This is a genomic window from Streptomyces viridochromogenes DSM 40736, from assembly GCF_000158955.1.
Lineage (GTDB): Bacteria > Actinomycetota > Actinomycetes > Streptomycetales > Streptomycetaceae > Streptomyces > Streptomyces venetus.
This window is the reverse complement of record NZ_GG657757.1, coordinates 2,659,063-2,661,878: the sequence shown is the minus strand read 5'-3', so window position 1 is coordinate 2,661,878 and position 2,816 is coordinate 2,659,063. Positions and strand designations below refer to the sequence as shown.

Sequence of the window (2,816 nt, the reverse complement as noted above, 5' to 3'; positions counted from 1 at the left end):
AAGTTCATCTCCCGCAGGGGGAACAGCTCACCCGGTGTGACGGCGGCGGCGACCCGGAGGCGGTGCAGGGGCGCGCCGCCCGTGAGGCGGGTGGCCGTGAAGGAGACGTCGTGGGCGCGGGCCGCGGCGAGCGCCTTGCCGCGTGCCGAGGCCGGCACGATCGCGCTGCCGTCCGGCGCCCGGCGGACCGGGACGCCCTGCTGGAGGAGGGAGTTGAGGGCGGCGACCTCGCGCGGGTCGGTCAGGCGCAGGCGGAGGTCGCCGTGCCCGGGCACACGGGCCACGGGGGCGGCTTCCGTCACCGGGCGCAGGGGCGCGCCCTTCAGGCTGCCCGACGGCACCTGCTCGACGGTGGCGCCCCACAGACGGCCCAGGCTCCAGCCCGAGATGTCGTACATCACCGATACCTTGTCGCTGATGTCCCGGCCGTCGGCCAGCAGCACGTTCGCCATGCCGCGCTTGGGCTGGTGCAGGTCGACGACGTAGGAGCCCCGGGGGTACGTCCGTCCGGCCAGGCGGAAGGGGCGGGTGGCCCGGGTGACGCGGACGTCGTTGGCGAGGAGGTGGTCGACGAGGCGGGCCGCGGCCGGGGCCGAGCGCTGGGTGCGGGAGTCGCCCGGCGGGATGACGTACGCGCGCGGGAAGGTGGTCGTGTAGACGTCCTCCGGGCCGATGCCGGGGACGCCGGGGACCGTCCGCGGTGACACCGGCACCTGCGGGGCGCCCGTCGCGCCGCGCCGGAAGACCTCGATCTGGTCGGCGACGAGCGAGGGGCGGTGCTCACGGACGTGGTCCAGGGTCGCGCGGATCGCCGCGCCCGCCACGGCCGTGTTGACCGCCGAGCGGCGGCGCAGCTCCGGGACCGGGAGCTGGTCGTACTCCTCGTTGTTCACCGCCAGCGGGATCTCCACCGTGTGCGCGGCCACCGTGCCGTGGAAGGCCGCGTACTGCGGGGTGAAGATCGGCGGCCAGTCGTCCCAGCCCTCCTCCTGGTCGCGGAAGGGGATCTGGGCCGGTTCCACGCCGTCCTTCGCGGGCGTGTAGCCGAGGGCGTTGACGGCGGACTCCATGCCGAGGGCGTTGGCGTACGAGTTCTTCAGGAACAGGTCGTACTCGTAGTTCTCGCCGTGCGGGGGAGTGGTGGGCTCGATGAGGGTGCCGTTGACGTAGCCGTGCAGGTCGAGCAGGACGGCCGGCTGCTTGTCGAGTTCGATCCGCCGCATCGCCCGGGACTCGGGCTGGGAGGCGGTGACGAAGTCGCGGTTCAGGTCGAAGCCGTTCGCGTTGGCGCGGGTGCCGGCGATACGGCCGTCCGGGTTGGCCGTGATGTTGAAGTACAGGCGGCTGTGCGCCAGGAGGTCGCGGGTCTTCGCGTCCTTGGCCGTCGCGAGCTGCTGGATGATCTTCAGGGAGGCGTCCGTGCCCTCCCACTCGTTGCCGTGGATGTTGTTGTTGACGAAGACCGGCGTCTTGTACACGCGCTTGATCTCGCGGGACTTCGCGGCGGTCGCGGGCGCGTTCTCGATCAGCTCGCGCATCCGGTCCTGGGCGCGGGCCTGGCGGGTGGTCTCCGGGGCGGTGACGGTGACGAGGTAGAGCCGGTGGCCGCCGGCCGAGCGGCCGGTCACCTCCACGCTCACGCGGTCGCCGAGGCGCTGCAGGGCGTTCAGCTTCGGGGCGATCGCGTGGTACGGGATCAGCCCGAGCTTCAGGGACTTGTCGCCGGGATTCCCGGGGTCGGGGGAGAGGGTCTGCCGGCGGGGGTAGCCGCGGGCGGCCGTCGCGGTGGGAGTCTCCTCGGCAGCGGCGAGGGCCCGCCGGGCCGCGCTCGCGGGAGCCTCGGCCGCGCGGTCGTCCACGGCGGAGCCCTCACGGGTGACGGGTAACGGGTCGGCGCCGGCGCTGTCGGGGGCGAGCAGCAGCGAGCCCGCCGTGGCGAGGGCCAGGGCGGCGATCAGTGCAGGTCTCGCGGGAACGCTTCTCGTGGTGCGCACGCGTACCTCCTCCGGGGCTTCCTGAGATCGGTACGGCGAGGTGTACCGGTTCGACTCAACGGCAACAAGGCCGCGTTGGTGTCACCGATGCCCCGGACGGCCCCTTCGGGCAGTGTTCCGGCCTGCCCCGATAGGGTTTTCCCATGCGCGATCTCGGGGTGGGTTTCCGGTACCTGCTGAAGGGCCAGCGGTGGGTGGCCCGGCACGGCAGGCAGTATGGCTTCGGGCTGCTCCCGGGCCTGATCACCCTCGTCCTGTACGCGGCGGCGCTCGTCGCGCTGGCGTTGTGGGGCGAGGACGCGGTGGCCTGGGCGACACCGTTCGCCGACGACTGGTCGAGCCCGTGGCTCGGGCTCTTCCGGGGCTTCCTGACCGCCGTGCTGTTCGCCCTCGCCCTGCTCCTCGCCGTCGTGACGTTCACCGCGGTGACGCTGCTGGTCGGGCAGCCCTTCTACGAGAACCTCTCCGAGAAGGTCGACCGGGACGTGTCCCCGGACGGGCACGCCCCCGAGTCGGGCCTGCCGCTCTGGCGTGAACTGTGGATCTCCGCCCGCGACAGCCTCCGGATCGTCGTCCGCGCCGCCCTGTGGGGGCGTGCTGCTGTTCGCGTGCGGGTTCGTCCCGGTCGTCGGGCAGACGGTCGTCCCGGTGATCGGGTTCTTCGTCACCGGGTTCTTCCTCACCGAGGAACTGACCGCCGTCGCCCTCCAGCGCCGCGGCGTGGAACTGCGTACCCGCCTCACCCTGCTCTGTTCCCGCAAGACCCTCGTATGGGGCTTCGGCACACCGCTGGCCGTGGCCTTCCTGGTGCCGTTCGTGGCG

General features: G+C 72.7%; 1 protein-coding gene and 1 pseudogene. One reads left to right on the top strand and one right to left on the bottom strand.

From position 1 onward, the window contains the following. The coding region (locus tag SSQG_RS11680) for a M14 family zinc carboxypeptidase (RefSeq protein ID WP_039932431.1) at positions 1 to 1,994 on the bottom strand (1,994 nt) is incomplete at its 3' end. Between the two features lie 143 nt (positions 1,995 to 2,137). Here SSQG_RS11680 and SSQG_RS11675 point away from each other — a divergent pair. Next, positions 2,138 to 2,816 (top strand): annotated as a pseudogene (locus SSQG_RS11675) (EI24 domain-containing protein); the annotation flags it as partial.